Raw genomic sequence first — 16,026 nt, forward strand, 5'->3', positions numbered from 1 at the left:
CTCACTGTTGTTGGCGGCAGGAAAGAGCATCGAGCATAGATCCCCCTCCTCGCCCACCGCGACAATCATTCACTGGGCGTATGCGCGACCATCGGTCTACTTCTTGTCCTTCTTCTGTTTCTTGTCGTGCTTGTCGGAACGCTCGAACGCGGTCTCCAGGGCCCGATTGATGGTGCGCAGGACCTTGACCCGTGCCCAGCGCTTGTCGTTGGCTTCCACCAGCGTCCAGGGCGCCACTTCGGTGCTGGTCCGGTCCACCATGTCGCCGACAGCGGCGCGATAGTCACCCCACTTGTCGCGGTTGCGCCAATCGTCCTCGGTGATCTTGAAGCGCTTGAAGGGAATCGCCTCCCGTGCCTGGAAGCGCTCCAGTTGGGTGTCCTTGTCGATGGCCAGCCAGAACTTCACCACGATCACCCGGGCATCGGCCAACTGCTCTTCGAAGTCGTTGATCTCGCTGTAGGCCCGCAGCCAGTCAGTGGGCTGACAGAAGCCCTCGACCCGCTCCACCAGCACCCGGCCGTACCAGGAACGGTCGAAGATGGTGAACTTGCCGCGCGCCGGAATATGCCGCCAGAAACGCCAGAGGTAAGGCTGCGCCCGTTCATCTTCAGTGGGCGCGGCAATCGGCACGATGCTGTACTGGCGCGGGTCGAGCGCCGCCGCGACGCGGCGAATGGCGCCGCCCTTGCCGGCCGCGTCGTTGCCTTCGAACACTGCCACCAGGGCGTGCTTGCGCATGCGCTTGTCCCGCAGCAAACCGGCCAGACGCGCCTGCTCGGTAATCAACTGTTCCTCGTAGTCGTCCTTGTCCAGGTGCTGGGTCATGTCCAGGCTGTCCAGCAGACTCAGTTGATCCACCGCTGTCGGCAACGGCGCGGCGTTGACCTGGGTCGGCTTCAATGGCTGACGGCTCAAGGCATTCTGCAATCCTTCCAACAGAATCCGGCCCACAGTGAGGCTGCGGTAATGCGGATCGACGCCCTCGATCACATGCCAGGGCGCGTAGTCACGACTGGTGCGGCGCAACACCCGCTCGCCGTACTTGACGAACTTGTCGTAGGTTTGCGACTGCTGCCAGTCCAGCGGGCTGATGCGCCAGCTGTGCAGCGGGTCATCCTGCAAGGACTTGAGGCGGTCCTTCATCTGTTTCTTGGACAGGTGAAACCAGAACTTGAAGATCAGCGCGCCTTCATCGCAGAGCATCTTTTCCAGGCGTTCGGCGCCATTGATTGCCTGGTCCAGGCGCGGGTCCTTGATCTCGCCATGCACCCGGCCCTGGAGCATCTGGCTGTACCAGTTGCCGAAAAACACCCCCATGCGCCCCTTGGCCGGAAGCATCCGCCAGTAGCGCCAGGCCGGTGGCCGGGACAGTTCCTCGTCGGTCTGCTGGTCGAAGGTGCGCACCTCGATCAGCCGCGGGTCCATCCATTCGTTGAGCAGCTTGACCGTCTCGCCCTTGCCCGCGCCCTCGACACCATTGATCAGCACTATCACTGGAAACTTGGCCTTCTGGCGTAGCTCGAACTGGGCTTCGAGCAAGGCCTCGCGCAGGGCCGGCACCTCGGCATCGTAGGTTTCTTTGTCGATGGCGTGACCGATTTCAGCGGATTCGAACATGGGTGGCTCCCTTCCAAGAATTGTCCAAGACTAGCGGATGGACCTCGGCCAAGGAAAACAAATCCCTGAACCCGCCGCGGCTTGCCGTGGATCAGGCACCGGGGCGGTGATCGGCTAGAATGGCCGCCTTGCGCCAAACGAGCCGAACATGACACCTGAACTGCCCCATGCCCAGCTCGACTGGGACGACCAAGGACGCCCGCGCTCGCGGGTCTTCGATGATGTGTACTTCTCCAGCGACTCGGGCCTGGATGAAACCCGCCATGTGTTCATCGAACAGAACCGCCTGCGGGAGCGCTTTGCCGCGCTCGAGGCAGGCGAAAAACTTGTCATCGGTGAAACCGGCTTCGGCACCGGGCTGAATTTTCTCTGCGCCTGGCAGTTGTTCCAGGAGCAGGCGCCGGCCACTGCCCGGCTGCATTTCGTCAGCGTGGAAAAGTACCCCCTGAGTCCGGCCGACCTGCAACGGGCCCTGGCCCTGTGGCCGGAACTGGCGGACCTGAGCCAGCAGCTGCTCAAGCACTACGTCGCCGTGCACGCTGGCTTCCAGCGCATCGTGCTGGACGATGGCCGGGTCACCCTGACCCTGCTGATCGGCGACGCCCTGGAGCAGTTGCCGCAACTGGACGCGCAGATCGACGCCTGGTTTCTCGACGGCTTCGCCCCGGCAAAGAACCCCGACATGTGGACCCCGGAACTGTTCGCCGAACTGGCGCGCCTGGCGGCGCCGGGCTCCACCCTCAGCACCTTCACCAGCACCGGCTGGGTACGTCGCCTATTGAACGCGGCGGGCTTCAAGATGAAGCGCACTCCGGGCATCGGTCGCAAATGGGAAGTGCTGCGCGGCGACTTCCTCGGCTGGCCGGAAGACACGCCGCCGCCAGCCCGAGCCAAGCCTTGGTTCGCCCGCCCGCCGGTCCAGGCCAAAACCGCGCTGGTGATCGGCGGCGGGCTGGCCGGTTGCTCCAGCGCCGCCAGCCTCGCTGCCCGCGGCTGGCAGGTGCAACTACTGGAGCGCCATGAGCAACTGGCCCAGGAAGCCTCGGGCAATCCGCAAGGGGTGCTTTACCTCAAGCTTTCAGCCCACGGCACGGCACTGTCGCAGATGATCCTCAGCGGTTTCGGCTACACCCGACGCCAGCTGGAACACCTGCAACGCGGCCAGGACTGGGACGCCTGCGGGGTGCTGCAACTGGCGTTCAATCCCAAGGAGGCCGAACGCCAGGCGCAGTTGGCCGCGGCCTTCCCCACCGACCTGCTGCGGCTGCTGGATCAGCCAGAGGCCCAGGCCCTGGCCGGCATCGGCCTGGACCACGGCGGCCTGTTCTATCCCGAAGGTGGCTGGGTGCACCCGCCGGCCCTGTGCCAGTGGCAGGCCAAGCATCCGCAGATCCGGGTCCTGACTCATCAGGACGTGCTGGAGTTACGCCGGGTCGACCAGCAATGGCAAGCCTGGGACGGCGAACGGATGCTGGCCAGTGCGGCGGTGGTGATCCTTGCCGGTGCCGCCGAAATCAAACGCTTCCCGGCCAGCGCCGAATTGCCCCTCAAACGTATTCGCGGGCAGATCACCCGCCTGCCACAGACCGCGCAAAGCCAGAGCCTGGCCACCGTGGTCTGCGCCGAGGGTTACGTCGCTCCGCCGCGACTGGGCGAGCACACCCTGGGCGCCAGCTTCGACTTCAAGAGCCAGGACCTGACGCCGACCACTGCCGAACATGCCGGTAACCTTGCGATGCTGCGGGAAATTTCCAGCGACCTGCTGCAACGCCTGAACGCCGAACAGTTGCCCCTGGACCGCCTGCAAGGCCGCGCAGCCTTCCGCTGTACCAGCCCGGACTACCTGCCCATCGTCGGTCCTCTGGCAGACCCGGAAGCGTTCGCCGACACCTACGCCGCCCTGGGCAAAGATGCGCGCCAGGTGCCGGACCTGCCCTGCCCCTGGCTCGACGGCCTGTACATCAACAGCGGTCATGGTTCTCGCGGGCTGATCACCGCGCCGCTGTCCGGCGAACTGCTGGCCGCCTGGCTGGAAAACGAGCCGCTGCCACTGCCCAGGAGCGTGGCCGAGGCCTGCCATCCCAATCGCTTCGCCCTGCGTCGCCTGATTCGCGGCCAGGCCTGAAGCAGAGCGGCGGCGCTGATTTTTCAGCGCCGCCCATGACCGCTAGCCAGCACGACCGACTCCATCCAACAGCCCGCCCCCGCTCAACTGCTTATAACCGATCGATCTAAAACTCCCGAGTTATGCACAGGTCAGTTTCCAGGTAGCCGCCCTTTTGGCGACTGCGGATTGACTCTCCCCAACGGAAAAACCGGTAAGGACTTATGTGCGGATTAGCTGGCGAATTACGCTTTGATCATCAACCTGCCGACCTGGCAGCGGTTGAACGAATCACTCACCACCTGGCCCCCCGTGGCCCCGACGCCTGGGGCTTTCACAGCCAGGGCCCGATCGCCCTCGGCCATCGGCGGCTGAAAATCATGGACCTGTCGGACGGCTCGGCGCAGCCCATGATCGACAACCAGCTGGGGCTGTCCCTGGCCTTCAACGGCGCGATCTACAACTTCCCCGAATTGCGCGCCGAACTGGAAGCCCAGGGTTACGCCTTTCATTCCGGTGGCGACACCGAAGTGCTGCTCAAGGGCTATCACGCCTGGGGCGCCGAGCTGCTGCCCAAGCTCAACGGCATGTTCGCCTTCGCTATCTGGGAGCGTGATGCCCAGCGCCTGTTCATCGCCCGCGACCGCCTCGGGGTCAAGCCTTTGTACCTGTCGCGCACAGGCCAGCGGCTGCGCTTCGCCTCGGCCCTGCCGGCCTTGCTCAAGGGCGGCGATATCAAGCCGATCCTCGATCCGGTGGCGCTCAATCACTACCTGAACTTCCACGCTGTGGTCCCGGCGCCGCGCACCTTGCTGGCGGGCATTGAGAAACTGCCACCGGCCACCTGGATGCGCATCGAGGCAGACGGCCGTACCGAACAGCAGACCTGGTGGACACTGCCTTACGGCCCCCACGCCGACGAGTGCAACCTGACTCTGGAAGACTGGCGCGACCGGGTACTGGACAGCACCCGTGATGCCGTGGCCATTCGGCAACGGGCGGCGGTGGACGTCGGTGTGCTGCTCTCTGGCGGTGTCGATTCCAGCCTGCTGGTAGGCCTGCTGCGGGAGGTGGGGGTGGACGATCTCTCGACCTTCTCCATCGGTTTCCAGGATGCCGGCGGCGAACGGGGCGACGAGTTCCAGTACTCGGACCTGATTGCCAAACACTACGGCACCCGACATCACCAATTGCGCATCGACGAGCACGAAATCATCGAGCAACTGCCCGCGGCTTTCCGTGCTATGAGCGAGCCGATGGTCAGCCACGACTGCATCGCTTTCTATCTGCTGTCCCGGGAAGTGGCCAAACACTGCAAGGTGGTGCAAAGCGGCCAGGGTGCCGACGAACTGTTCGCCGGCTATCACTGGTACCCGCAAGTGGACGGCGCCAGCGATCCCTATAGGGCGTATCGCGATGCCTTCTTCGACCGCAGCTACGACGACTATGCCGCCACCGTGCAACCCCAGTGGCTGATCGAGCACGACGCCGCCGGTGAATTCGTCCGCGAGCATTTCGCCCAGCCTGGCGCCGATGCGCCTGTGGATAAGGCCCTGCGCCTGGACAGCACAGTGATGCTGGTGGATGACCCGGTCAAACGGGTGGACAACATGACCATGGCCTGGGGCCTGGAGGCACGCACGCCGTTCCTCGACTACCGCCTGGTGGAGCTGTCGGCCCGGGTGCCGGCGCGTTTCAAGCTGCCGGACGGCGGCAAGCAGGTACTCAAGGAAGCGGCGCGGCGGGTGATCCCCAGCGAGGTGATCGACCGCAAGAAAGGCTACTTCCCGGTGCCGGGCCTCAAGCATCTGCAGGGCGACACCCTGAACTGGGTGCGTGAACTGCTGCTGGACCCGAGCCAGGATCGCGGCCTGTTCAACCCGGCCATGCTTGATCGCCTGCTGACCGATCCCCAGGGCCAACTGACGCCCCTGCGCGGCTCCAAGCTGTGGCAACTGGCGGCCTTGAACCTGTGGCTCAGCGAACAAGGAATCTGATCGATGAAAGCTCACGCCACGGCATACAGCCAACGCCTGCTGCGCGGCCAGGCGCCGTCCTATGAACGTCTGCAAGCGCGCTTTGCCGAAGACGGCAGCGAACCCGGCAATGAACCCATCGCCGTGCATTGCGGCTGGGGCCGACTGCTGATCGGCCATACCTTTCCCAACCCCACCCGCCTCGCCGAGGAGTTGCTCAACGAGCGTCCCGGCGAACGCGACATCGCTCTGTATGTGGCGGCGCCGCAACAGGTGCTCGGGCTGGAACCGGCGCAACTGTTCCTTGACCCTTCCGACACCCTGCGTCTGTGGTTCAGCGACTATCGCCAGGCCACCCGGGTGTTTCGCGGCTTCCGTATCCGTCGGGCCCAGAGCGAATCCGACTGGCAGGCCATCAATCAGTTGTATCAGGCCCGGGCGATGCTGCCCATTGATCCGAAGCTGCTGACTCCGCGCCATCAGGGCGGTCCGGTGTACTGGCTGGCCGAGGACGAAGACAGCGGCGCGGTGATCGGTAGCGTCATGGGCCTGAACCACCACAAGGCCTACCAGGACCCGGAACACGGCAGCAGCCTCTGGTGCCTGGCGGTGGACCCCGATTGCAGCCGTCCGGGTGTGGGCGAAGTGCTGGTGCGGCACCTGATCGAACACTTCATGAGCCGCGGCCTGAGCTACCTCGACCTGTCGGTGCTGCACGACAACCGCCAGGCCAAGAACCTCTACGCCAAGCTGGGCTTTCGCACCCTGTCGACCTTCGCCATCAAGCGCAAGAACGGCATCAACCAGCCGCTGTTCCTCGGCCCCGGCCCCCAGGCGGACTTCAATCCTTATGCGCGGATCATCGTCGAGGAGGCCCATCGCCGCGGCATCGATGTACAAGTGGACGACGCCGACGCCGGGCTGTTCACCCTCAGCCACGGCGGCCGCCGGGTGCGTTGCCGGGAATCCCTGAGCGACCTGACCAGCGCCATCAGCATGAGCCTGTGCCAGGACAAGAGCCTGACTCACAAGGTGCTCAAGGGTGCCGGTCTGAACCTGCCCGCCCAGCAATTGGCAGGCAACGCCGACGACAACCTGGAGTTTCTCGACGAGCACCAGCGGGTGGTGGTCAAGCCGTTGGACGGAGAACAGGGACAAGGCGTGGCCGTGGACCTGAGCACGATTGAAGAGGTGCAGTGCGCCATCGACCAGGCCCGCCGCTTTGACAGCCGAGTGTTGCTGGAAAGCTTCCACGAAGGGCTGGACCTGCGCATCCTGGTGATCGGCTTTGAAGTGGTGGCCGCGGCCATCCGCCGTCCCGCCGAGATCATCGGCGACGGTCGGCATTCCATTGGCGCCTTGATCGAGGCCCGCAGCCGCCGACGCCGGGCGGCCACCGGCGGCGAAAGCAAGATCCCCCTGGACGCGGAAACCCAGCGCACCCTGCATGCCGCCGGTTACGACTACAACAGCGTGCTGCCGGCCGGCGAGCGGCTGTTCGTCCGGCGCACCGCCAACCTGCACACCGGCGGCACCCTGGAAGACGTCACCGGCCTTCTCCATCCGACCCTGGCCGACGCCGCCATCCGCGCGGCCCGGGCCCTGGACATTCCGGTGGTCGGCCTGGACCTGCTGGTGCCGGCAGCAGACCAGCCGGACTACGTGTTCATCGAAGCCAACGAACGCGCCGGGTTGGCCAACCACGAACCGCAGCCCACCGCCGAGCGTTTTATCGATCTGCTGTTTCCCCACAGCCAACCGGCGCCTTGATCCTTCGCCGGCCAGCCGGCTCCTGCCCCATTGGTAGGAGCTGGCTCGCCAGCGAAGGCGCCCCAGGCCCTCCATCCATACCCTCATCGAAACCATCGATGGCCTTTTTTCATCAGGAGTTTCCATGACCCGCCCGATTCCCCAACCGGACCTCGCCTACCTGCAGAAAGTCCTCCTGGAAATGCTCGCTATTCCCAGCCCCACCGGCTTTACCGACACCATCGTGCGCTACGTCGCTGAACGCCTGGAAGAACTGGGCATCCCCTTCGAGCTGACCCGACGCGGCACCATCCGCGCCACCCTCAAGGGCCAGAAGAACAGCCCCGACCGGGCCGTCTCGGCGCACCTGGACACCATCGGCGCCAGCGTCCGTGCAGTGAAGGACAACGGCCGCCTGACCCTGGCCCCGGTGGGCTGCTGGTCCAGCCGCTTTGCCGAAGGCAGCCGGGTCAGCCTGTTCACCGACAACGGCGTGCTGCGCGGCAGCGTGCTGCCGCTGATGGCCTCCGGCCACGCCTTCAACACCGCGGTGGACGAGTTGCCCATCAGTTGGGACCACATCGAACTGCGCCTGGACGCCTACTGCACCACCCGCGCCGACTGCGAATCCTTAGGCATAGGCGTGGGCGACTTTGTCGCCTTCGACCCGTTGCCGGAGTTCACCGAAAGCGGCCACATCAGCGCCCGGCACCTGGATGACAAGGCCGGCGTCGCCGCCTTGCTGGCGGCGCTCAAGGCCATTGTCGACAGCGGTGAAAGCTTGATGATCGACTGCCACCCGCTGTTCACCATCACCGAGGAAACCGGCAGCGGTGCGGCGGCGGCCCTGCCCTGGGATGTCAGTGAATTCGTCGGCATCGACATTGCTCCGGTCGCACCGGGCCAGCACTCCAGCGAACATGCGGTGAGCGTGGCCATGCAGGACTCCGGCGGCCCGTACGACTATCACTTGTCCCGGCACCTGCTGCGTCTGGCCGCCGAGCACGAACTGCCGGTGCGCCGCGACCTGTTCCGCTACTACTTCAGCGACGCCCATTCGGCGGTCACCGCCGGCCATGACATCCGCACCGCCTTGCTGGCCTTTGGTTGCGACGCCACCCACGGCTACGAGCGCACCCATATCGACAGCCTGGCGGCGCTCAGCCGCTTGCTCAGCGCCTATATCCTCAGCCCGCCGGTGTTCGCCAGCGATGCACAGCCAGCCCAGGGCTCCCTGGACCGCTTCAGTCATCAGCTGGAACACGACACACAGATGGAAAGCGACACTCGGGTGCCCTCGGTGGACAGCCTGGTGGGCAACAAGTCCTGAACCGCGACCCGGGGTTTGTGCGCGCTACAACTGGCGGCACGCCCCCGGGCGCAGTAGCATCCGGGATTGTTTTTCGGAGGCCCCTCATGCTGATTCCCCACGACCAACTTGAAGTCGACACCCTGACCCGTCTGATCGAAGACTTCGTCACCCGCGAGGGCACCGACAACGGCGATGAGACGCCTCTGGAAACCCGCGTGCTGCGGGTTCGTCAGGCCCTGAGCAAGGGCCAGGCGGTGATCGTTTTCGATCCGGACAGCGAACAGTGCCAGTTGATGCTCAAGCACGACGTGCCCAAGGAGCTGTTCGACTGATGCCTGGACCGGCCCAAACCTTTGGGCCGGGATGCTTAACCGTTGGAAAAGCGCGGGCCGAACAGAATCACACTGGCCCCGATCACACACAGTGCCAGCCCCAGCCAGTCCGAGCCCAAGGGCCGCACCCGCTCCACCACCGCCAGCCAGCCAATGGACGCAACAATGTAGATGCCACCGTAGGCGGCGTAGGCGCGCCCGGCATAAGTGGCTTCGACTTTGGTCAGCAACAGGGCGAACAGGGTCAGGCTGATCAGGGCGGGAATCACCCACAAGGCGCTCTTGCCCTGGCGCAGCCACATCCAGAAGGCATAGCAGCCGGCGATTTCAAACAGCGCGGCGAGGAAGAACCACAGGTAATTGAGCATGCAAGGTCTCGTCAGGATTGCCAGGTGCCGGCAACCCTAACGAGGCCATGGCGGTGGAGCAAGCTCAGTGGGCCCCTTGTTTGGCCTTGGCGCGCATCTTGTCGGCCATCAGGGTCATTTCGTCGTACAGCGCCTGAGGGTTTTTCTGCTTCAGGGCCCAGGCCATGCGCCCCTGCTCGTGGGGCAGGATCATGAACTGGCCGGCGTTGACCTGGGTGTGGATGTAATCGGCAATCTGGGCGGCGGTAATCGGCGAACTTTCCAGCAATTTGCCCACCTGGGCCTTCATCGCCGGGGTCGGACCACGGAAGGAGTCCAGCAGGTTGGTCTGAAAGAATGACGGGCAGACCACGTGCACGCCGATTTCCTGCTGCGCCAACTCGACCAGCAGGCTCTCGGACAGCGCCACCACTCCGGCCTTGGCCACGTTGTAGTTGCTCATGGCCGGGCCCTGCATCAAGGCGGCCATGGAGGCGATGTTGATGATCTTGCCCTTGCTCTGTTCCAGCAGCGGCAGAAAGGCCTTGCAGCCCTTGACCACGCCCATCAGGTTGATCGCGATCTGCCAGTCCCAATCCTCCAGGGACAGCTCGCTGAAGAACCCGCCGGACGCCACGCCAGCGTTGTTGACGATGATGTCGATGCCGCCGAACTTCACTTCGCAAGCCTGGGCGAAGGCGGTCAACTGGCTGTAGTCACGCACATCGCAACGCTGCACGAAGCCGTCGCCACCGGCGGCGCGTACCTGCTTCAGGGTTTCCTGCAGGCCCGCCTCGCTGACATCGGACAAGGCCAGCCGCCAGCCATCGCGGGCCCAGCGCAAAGCGATTTCGCGACCCAGGCCGGAGCCGGCGCCAGTGATCATCATGCGATTTTGCATAAGAGTTGCCTTGTTGTTCCGGGGAAGATGGGCCGCAGTGTAGCGAAGGCCCCTGCGCCACCCACGCACCATCAGGGTGCTGAATGCCCCGGGCAAACCGCTGGCCGGGTGAACGCTGCCGACAACAGAGTGCAAACCTGGCCAGACCCAAAGGAAATAACCCAGGAAGCGGAAAGCTTTAATAAAATTGGAATTTTCTCGAGAAGCGCAGAGTCGGATTTATTAAGCGCTTGGCTCTATCCATAAAGCCAAGTTGTCCTTGAACAACTGCGTTGTTCAACACCACTCAAATAAGGAAGTCGTCATGGGCACCATTCTGATCGTCATTCTGATTCTGCTGCTGATTGGCGGCCTACCAGTATTTCCGCACTCTAGAAGTTGGGGGTACGGCCCTTCCGGAATTATTGGGGTAGTCTTGGTGGTGCTGCTGGTGCTACTGCTACTGGGGAGGATATGAAATGACCGCTAAATAAGCGCATAAGAGGTGGCACTGTTGGTGTCACCTCTCGTTCATGCTCTAGCACTAACAGCTAACGAGCAACGCTCATTACCTTTCTGGCGCAGAGAAAACAACTATGCAAACCTCAGTTCCTTATTCATAGAAAAATGTAACGGTCGCACTTGCCGAGACTTTCCCAGCCTTCACCGTGGGGTTGAACCCTACGTATCCCACGGTGAGTGGAATACTCAGTGCTTCACGATCCACCGTGGTTTGCGAAGTTTTGAACTCTGTGCGAACACCGAGTTTCTGCACCGTTTGGCTACCGGCATCGCCCTGCGCCAGAATCAGCACTACCCCTGTGGCCATATCATCCCCGATGTCATTTACCAGAAAATTATCGATGGTATTTATGCCATCAATCCGATAGGCGACCTTGACGCCTTTGTCACACGTCAGATCGATGCTGAAACTTTTCGGGCCAACCATTCCGGAAGTTGGCGTAAACATTGACTGGTGGACATCGGGCAGTCTGATGGTATCGGTGGGCCTGGCAACTGTGCAGCCTCTATTGATGGCTGTGTAAGACACGTTCCGGAACGTTACCTTGTGGGTTAAGTGGTTGTGATAGTAGACATCAGCCATCTGATTGCCGGAAACCCCCGACTTGATCTCGCCGATCTTTACCAACTCGAAGGTGAACTTGTGCAGAGGCGTATATTTCCACGGACCGATTGTACGTTCATGGCGAACGGCCTGCATGAACGTACCCCCACCCTCGTGCCAATATATGCGCATTCCGATTCCTGGTATTCCGGTCTCATACACATTCGGGTAATCCGTCTTTGCAGGATTCCCCCTATAACCGTGATCGAACCAAACCGTGTTACCGGTGGTAGGGGAAGCACTGCAGGAAACATTGATTTTTCCTCTGTCGATTTCCTGGATATATATCGTGCTACCTAACGGCGCGTCACGGGGTGGTCTCATCGCCGCGATATCTTGGCTGGTAATATCGTTCGTCATGGTGCCCCCAGAACATTCAGCCCCGCTGGCCACTATGCACTGCAACAACAAACACCCACCCAGCAAGGCCTGAGACGATACTCTCCAAGGGCTCAGCAAACTGTTAAACATCATGATCGCGTCCCTCTTGGGTTTTAAACGACAGGTGGCAAGGCAGTTTCAGCACTTCGTAATACTCATCATCGTTGGCGCTCTCACCGCGACTGATACTGTAAGGCACAGAACAATGCTGATCGGCCCCCTCGCCCCACTTGACCAGCAACCGGCCTTGCCCCTCCAGCCCCCTCAAAAAGGTACTGCCGCCTTGCCCTACCTGAGTCAAAGCGTCACCGCCGGCAGTGAGTACTTGCGCGCCCAAGGGGATGCTTTTGCCATCATCACGCACCAGCTTCAACAAGACTGGCCGCCCCACCACAGTCGGATAGCGCAGCATGACCACGGCCCCCGCACGTGGAGCCACCTGTTGTGATGTCGTCTCCAGCTCTACATCCCGAGAGGTGCCTTTAGGGTCAATGACCAGGTCATTGCGACGATACGGCGTCAGGCCTGCGACCACTGCATAGCCGTTGCTGGCGATTTGCGCATTGCGGCTGCTAAGTACCTGCGCGCCCCTGGCTCCATTGGCCTCAAGTACTGCGATGGTTTCACCCTGACCAGCCGTTGCGTTGATCCCGCCGGGGTGGGCCACCAGCATGCCCTGCATAGATACGTTGGCTTGCTGGTAGTTTTCTCCGCGACTGGCGCCGAAGTTGTAGTTGGCATGAGCGCTGTCATAACGCAGGCTGCCCCCGTAGTTGCTGCTGTTCTGTCCTTCGTAGCTGTCGCGGGAGCCATACACGCTATAGCCGACCTGACCTTGTTCACCGACGCTGCCAGTAAGGGTGGTGTTCAAGCTGTGGTTGCGGTTGCCGCCATAATTGACCGATGACGTCACGTAGGCTGAGTTCCGGCTACGCCCCAGAGGCAGGCTGACACTCAACAGATACTGATTATCCATGCGCCCACGACCGCTGCGGGTGCGGCTGGCACTGAGGTTGAAACTGCCCCAGCTAAAACCGTTGGAATAGCCCACTTGATAATTCAAGTCTCGGCCTTGATCGCTACGCCAATAATCTCGAGCAATACCGGAGAAGCTCAGGTGCCCAAGGCGCTCGCCCACCGGCTGGCTAAGACTCAGTTGCAAGCGGCTGCGCTGCTTGAACGATGAGCCTTGCGACTCGCGGTCATGCAAGCGGGCGTACTCGTCAAAATCCAGGTAGCCCTCACTGGAGAACCGATAGGCCGCCACACTGAAGTTGGTGGACGTGGTCTCGATCAACTTGTTGTAAGTCAATCGAACACTGCGGCCGCTTAGCTGCGCCGTATTTCCCGAAATCGAATCGTTCAACCCTGATGCCTGAGAATGGGTGATATCGAAAGCCACGGCTCCCAGCGACGTACTCAATGCCAGCCCTCCCTGCAGAGCATGATAATCCTGAGCCAGAATGCTGCCGCCATAGCCGGTCAACAGGTTGGACAAGCCATGCTGATAAGTCCCCTGGACAAATCCGGGGGGCGCATCAAGGCTGTCATCCCGATAGCGTCCGGCACTAAAACTGAAGCGCGAGTTACCAGGGCGCAGCAACTGCGCCATCGAGGCATAGGGCACCACGAAGCTCTTGGTGCGCCCATCGGCTTCGGTAATGGTGACGTCGAGGTCGCCGGCGTACCCTGCGTTGTTCAAGTCGTCGATCGCAAATGGGCCGGGCGGCACAGTGGTTTCGTACAACAAGTTCTGCCTCTGGCGAATACTGACTTTGGCGGTGGTATCAGCGACGCCGCGGACCACCGGGGCAAACCCGCGCATGGCGTCGGGCAGCATGCGTTCGTCACTGCTCAACTGCACACCGTTGTAAGGAATACTGTCGAACAGATTGCCGGGGGTGTAGAACTGGCCCAGGGTCAATTGCGCCTGAAGAGACGTCACATCACGCTGTATGTAACTGCTCAGCGCATTGTATTGACTGCGCTGACGGGAGTCCGATTGATCGTTGTAGCTATAGGAACCGTTGTGCCGCAAGCGCCAGTCCCCAAGGTTAAGCCCAGCATTTAAGCCACTGTAGAACTGGCGGCTGCCTTGCCCACTGGAACGGTTGTCGGACAGGTTGTTGTTGTATCCAAGAAACCCTGCATTGACCCCCGTATCCCACTCCGTAGGGGATACGTAGCCACGCTTGACCTGGCTAAGGTACAGCTGGGGAATTGACAGGTCGGCACGCAACTCGGCCAGGTCCACGTCGAAGCGACTTTGCGGTATCAGCTCTGCGGGCGACAGGCACTCGCTAGACAGGGCTTGAGCAGCCTGCCCCATAGGCAGGCGGGTCAAATTCACGCCTAGTTGCTCGAACACAGCGGGCGCCAGACAAGGCTGCACCGTCGAACCGTCCGCTACTGCTCTGAGCAGGATCTCCCTGGACCCCACCCGACTATTGTTGAGGTACAAATCAAGACGGTAGGTACCGGGCGTCAGGGGGTTGCCACGCTCAAACGTGGACAGGTCCATCGACTGCCCACGACCGTTGCCCAAAAAAGCGGGGTTGAAGCGGATCAACTCTTCAGCCTCAGTGGTAGCACTGAACATCCACGACCACAGCAATATCATGCCACCCAGGATAAAACCGCTACGCACGGCGAGGCAGCCACTGAAGTTGGCATATCCGCGAGAGAAAGTTAAAAACAGGGAGTTTGACAAACAGTTCATTTAACCTTCCCGGACAGTCAGCACGGTGGGTCAACTACGAAAGCACCAATACAATCGCTATTGCACAAGAGGGAGTGGAGGGTGAAGCCGACAACAATCGATCCGAACCGCTTCTAGAACTGCAGCTTTGATTCAGCGCGCACCGTGGATCCGTAGTCGTTGATCCATTGGTAAATCACACGTCCCGCTGCCGTTGAAGAAGTCAGCGCCTGTTCAAAAGCAAAATCAGCGGACGATCTCGGTGCGAGCATGTGACTCTGGACATTGAAACTACGACCATCATCGAGTTTCACTTCCACCGAGCTGAAAGACACATGAAAAGCCCCGTCATTGCGAACCTGCAAAACCGTGCCATTCGATGATTTAGCCAAGCCCCAGCGCAGTTTCTGTGCACTGTCGATCGCACTTCCAGGAAGATCCGCAGGACGGAAGAACAATTTCAGGCGAGTTCGGAAAGCCATCTGCATATGGTTACTCACCTGCCCCGATGGCAGTGGTGGTACATCCAGCACATTGAGCCAGAATACCGATTCGCGATCCTTGGGAATCCCCGCGCGAGGCGTGTAGGCAATTCGCAAGGACTGCCCCTTGCCTTGATTAATCCGTGCGATAGGGGGCATCACTACAAAGGGCACATCCACATCATCAGGTTTGGCATCGACATTGCCATCATCGATCCATGTCTGGACCAGTGCTGGCTGCCCCCCCGAATTACTCAATCGAAGGGATATCTCACGTTCAAGGGCCGGGTAGATGAGCCGTGTGGTGTCAACCACCACACTGGCTGAAACAGACATTGACAACAGAAGGCACGCACAAACACACAAAAGTTGATAACGGGTACTACTGGGCATGAACTCAATCACTCATCAGGTAAGGCCCAGAAGCTCACACTCCTGGGCTCGAAACTTATTCGTATGAAAAGTCCAACATGATTTGAGCTTTGAAATCACCCGCAGTAGCGGGACCATATCCTGCCAAATACTGCGCATAGAATCCGACAACAGCCGTATCTCCTCCCATCATCACAACGTCAATTGGAGTATTTTCTATTCCTAGCGTTATTGGTTGATATTGCTTATCGAGCAGCTGTACTTGAACGTCCGCACCGTTTTCTGCAGCAGTCACGGTATTTCTAAGAGCGCCAGTACCAATATCAATAGCTCCAGCGAGATGGTTGAACTTAGCCTCTACCTTGGTGCCAGTGCATCCGTTCAAGTTAAGCGATACGGCCTGCACGCCTGCCACATCGCCTGCGTTACTTAATGCGTTCGTACTTACATCGCTCAGAGCCACCAACTTTGTCAGCTGGCCACCTTCAGCGGCGCCTTCGATTTTGCAGGTTGCCTGCGTCACTTTCCCGGTGAAGTCGAGAACAACGTCATGTGCAAAGGCGCCGTTAACAGCCAGGAAAAGGCTAGATACAGCGGCGGCCAAAGAAAACTTTTTCATCTAACTCTCCATCTAACTATCATCGTGG

13 protein-coding genes are annotated in these 16,026 nt (G+C 61.1%); 6 read left to right on the forward strand and 7 right to left on the reverse strand.

Annotated features, from left to right (window positions below; all coding sequences use genetic code 11):
- Positions 1–96: 96 nt before the first annotated feature.
- Complete coding sequence (pap, locus tag WIN67_RS21995; RefSeq protein ID WP_110594618.1) at positions 97–1,620, reverse strand: polyphosphate:AMP phosphotransferase; 1,524 nt, start codon at positions 1,618–1,620, stop codon at positions 97–99.
- A 148-nt stretch (positions 1,621–1,768) separates the two neighbouring features.
- Between pap and mnmC the strand changes: the two genes are divergently transcribed.
- From mnmC to WIN67_RS22020, 5 genes are all read left to right on the forward strand, one after another.
- Positions 1,769–3,745: a bifunctional tRNA (5-methylaminomethyl-2-thiouridine)(34)-methyltransferase MnmD/FAD-dependent 5-carboxymethylaminomethyl-2-thiouridine(34) oxidoreductase MnmC gene (mnmC, locus tag WIN67_RS22000; protein WP_339070046.1), complete on the forward strand. Its 1,977-nt coding sequence runs from the start codon at positions 1,769–1,771 to the stop codon at positions 3,743–3,745.
- 203 nt (positions 3,746–3,948) lie between these two features.
- Entirely contained in the window at positions 3,949–5,721 is a 1,773-nt protein-coding gene (locus tag WIN67_RS22005; RefSeq protein WP_339070047.1) for an N-acetylglutaminylglutamine amidotransferase, read from the forward strand.
- A gap of 3 nt (positions 5,722–5,724) precedes the next feature.
- Positions 5,725–7,470, forward strand: coding sequence for an N-acetylglutaminylglutamine synthetase (gene ngg / locus WIN67_RS22010; protein WP_339070048.1), 1,746 nt, complete (start codon positions 5,725–5,727; stop codon positions 7,468–7,470).
- A 124-nt stretch (positions 7,471–7,594) separates the two neighbouring features.
- Positions 7,595–8,779, forward strand: a complete 1,185-nt coding sequence (locus tag WIN67_RS22015; protein ID WP_102880490.1) for an osmoprotectant NAGGN system M42 family peptidase — start codon at positions 7,595–7,597, stop codon at positions 8,777–8,779.
- Positions 8,780–8,865: 86 nt separating this feature from the next.
- Complete coding sequence (locus tag WIN67_RS22020) at positions 8,866–9,093, forward strand: YheU family protein (RefSeq protein WP_025127101.1); 228 nt, start codon at positions 8,866–8,868, stop codon at positions 9,091–9,093.
- Between the two features lie 35 nt (positions 9,094–9,128).
- Here WIN67_RS22020 and WIN67_RS22025 read toward each other — a convergent pair whose 3' ends face one another.
- Both WIN67_RS22025 and WIN67_RS22030 read right to left on the reverse strand, forming a co-directional pair.
- Positions 9,129–9,461 (reverse strand): YnfA family protein, encoded by a 333-nt coding sequence (locus tag WIN67_RS22025; protein ID WP_016964115.1) that lies wholly within the window; start codon positions 9,459–9,461, stop codon positions 9,129–9,131.
- A gap of 64 nt (positions 9,462–9,525) precedes the next feature.
- Positions 9,526–10,341, reverse strand: a complete 816-nt coding sequence (locus tag WIN67_RS22030) for an SDR family oxidoreductase (protein ID WP_102880491.1) — start codon at positions 10,339–10,341, stop codon at positions 9,526–9,528.
- Positions 10,342–10,645: 304 nt separating this feature from the next.
- On the opposite strand from WIN67_RS22030, the gene WIN67_RS22035 reads away from it, so the two are divergent.
- Positions 10,646–10,798, forward strand: a complete 153-nt coding sequence (locus WIN67_RS22035; RefSeq protein WP_007945780.1) for a DUF3309 family protein — start codon at positions 10,646–10,648, stop codon at positions 10,796–10,798.
- A gap of 135 nt (positions 10,799–10,933) precedes the next feature.
- Here the strand turns inward: WIN67_RS22035 and WIN67_RS22040 are convergent, their stop codons facing one another.
- From WIN67_RS22040 to WIN67_RS22055, 4 genes are all read right to left on the reverse strand, one after another.
- The gene (locus WIN67_RS22040; protein WP_339070049.1) at positions 10,934–11,806 is read right to left on the reverse strand and encodes a fimbrial protein; all 873 of its coding nucleotides are present in this window, start codon (positions 11,804–11,806) and stop codon (positions 10,934–10,936) included.
- Positions 11,807–11,909: 103 nt separating this feature from the next.
- Positions 11,910–14,546 (reverse strand): fimbria/pilus outer membrane usher protein, encoded by a 2,637-nt coding sequence (locus WIN67_RS22045; RefSeq protein ID WP_339070050.1) that lies wholly within the window; start codon positions 14,544–14,546, stop codon positions 11,910–11,912.
- 113 nt (positions 14,547–14,659) lie between these two features.
- Positions 14,660–15,400, reverse strand: coding sequence for a fimbria/pilus periplasmic chaperone (locus tag WIN67_RS22050; RefSeq protein ID WP_218567115.1), 741 nt, complete (start codon positions 15,398–15,400; stop codon positions 14,660–14,662).
- Positions 15,401–15,455: 55 nt separating this feature from the next.
- The gene (locus WIN67_RS22055; RefSeq protein WP_339070051.1) at positions 15,456–15,998 is read right to left on the reverse strand and encodes a fimbrial protein; all 543 of its coding nucleotides are present in this window, start codon (positions 15,996–15,998) and stop codon (positions 15,456–15,458) included.
- Positions 15,999–16,026: the final 28 nt, after the last annotated feature.

The sequence above is a fragment of the Pseudomonas idahonensis genome (assembly GCF_037903935.1).
Lineage (GTDB): Bacteria > Pseudomonadota > Gammaproteobacteria > Pseudomonadales > Pseudomonadaceae > Aquipseudomonas > Aquipseudomonas danubii.

What these genes read in the sequence shown, in the direction of transcription:
- WIN67_RS22030 (WP_102880491.1), bottom strand. Translation starts at nt 10,341, where the DNA reads ATGCAAAATCGCATGATGATCACTGGCGCCGGCTCCGGCCTGGGTCGC.
- mnmC (WP_339070046.1), top strand. Translation starts at nt 1,769, where the DNA reads ATGACACCTGAACTGCCCCATGCCCAGCTCGACTGGGACGACCAAGGA.
- WIN67_RS22020 (WP_025127101.1), top strand. Translation starts at nt 8,866, where the DNA reads ATGCTGATTCCCCACGACCAACTTGAAGTCGACACCCTGACCCGTCTG.
- WIN67_RS22040 (WP_339070049.1), bottom strand. Translation starts at nt 11,806, where the DNA reads ATGACGAACGATATTACCAGCCAAGATATCGCGGCGATGAGACCACCC.
- WIN67_RS22035 (WP_007945780.1), top strand. Translation starts at nt 10,646, where the DNA reads ATGGGCACCATTCTGATCGTCATTCTGATTCTGCTGCTGATTGGCGGC.
- WIN67_RS22055 (WP_339070051.1), bottom strand. Translation starts at nt 15,998, where the DNA reads ATGAAAAAGTTTTCTTTGGCCGCCGCTGTATCTAGCCTTTTCCTGGCT.
- WIN67_RS22050 (WP_218567115.1), bottom strand. Translation starts at nt 15,400, where the DNA reads ATGCCCAGTAGTACCCGTTATCAACTTTTGTGTGTTTGTGCGTGCCTT.
- WIN67_RS22045 (WP_339070050.1), bottom strand. Translation starts at nt 14,546, where the DNA reads ATGAACTGTTTGTCAAACTCCCTGTTTTTAACTTTCTCTCGCGGATAT.
- ngg (WP_339070048.1), top strand. Translation starts at nt 5,725, where the DNA reads ATGAAAGCTCACGCCACGGCATACAGCCAACGCCTGCTGCGCGGCCAG.
- pap (WP_110594618.1), bottom strand. Translation starts at nt 1,620, where the DNA reads ATGTTCGAATCCGCTGAAATCGGTCACGCCATCGACAAAGAAACCTAC.
- WIN67_RS22015 (WP_102880490.1), top strand. Translation starts at nt 7,595, where the DNA reads ATGACCCGCCCGATTCCCCAACCGGACCTCGCCTACCTGCAGAAAGTC.
- WIN67_RS22005 (WP_339070047.1), top strand. Translation starts at nt 3,949, where the DNA reads ATGTGCGGATTAGCTGGCGAATTACGCTTTGATCATCAACCTGCCGAC.
- WIN67_RS22025 (WP_016964115.1), bottom strand. Translation starts at nt 9,461, where the DNA reads ATGCTCAATTACCTGTGGTTCTTCCTCGCCGCGCTGTTTGAAATCGCC.